The sequence below is a fragment of the Rossellomorea sp. SC111 genome (assembly GCF_024733565.1).
Lineage (GTDB): Bacteria > Bacillota > Bacilli > Bacillales > Bacillaceae_B > Rossellomorea.
Genome location: NZ_JANIOC010000036.1, coordinates 1 through 602 on the forward strand (window position 1 = coordinate 1; position 602 = coordinate 602).

At 53.5% G+C, this 602-nt stretch carries 1 rRNA gene; it reads right to left on the minus strand.

Annotated elements, in window-relative coordinates:
* Nucleotides 1-602 (minus strand): 23S ribosomal RNA (locus NQ095_RS22485); the annotation flags it as partial.

Here is a 602-nt window from a genome sequence, read left to right on the forward strand (position 1 = left end):
GCTCCGGTTTCCAAGGCTCCTACCTATCCTGTACAAGCTGTACCAAAATTCAATATCAGGCTACAGTAAAGCTCCACGGGGTCTTTCCGTCCTGTCGCGGGTAACCTGCATCTTCACAGGTACTATAATTTCACCGAGTCTCTCGTTGAGACAGTGCCCAGATCGTTACGCCTTTCGTGCGGGTCGGAACTTACCCGACAAGGAATTTCGCTACCTTAGGACCGTTATAGTTACGGCCGCCGTTTACTGGGGCTTCGATTCGCACCTTCGCTTGCGCTAAGCACTCCTCTTAACCTTCCAGCACCGGGCAGGCGTCAGCCCCTATACTTCGCCTTACGGCTTCGCAGAGACCTGTGTTTTTGCTAAACAGTCGCCTGGGCCTATTCACTGCGGCTCTCTCGGGCTTGCACCCTACCAGAGCACCCCTTCTCCCGAAGTTACGGGGTCATTTTGCCGAGTTCCTTAACGAGAGTTCTCTCGCTCACCTTAGGATTCTCTCCTCGCCTACCTGTGTCGGTTTGCGGTACGGGCACCTTTTTCCTCGCTAGAGGCTTTTCTTGGCAGTGTGGAATCAGGAACTTCGCTACTATAATTCGCTCGCT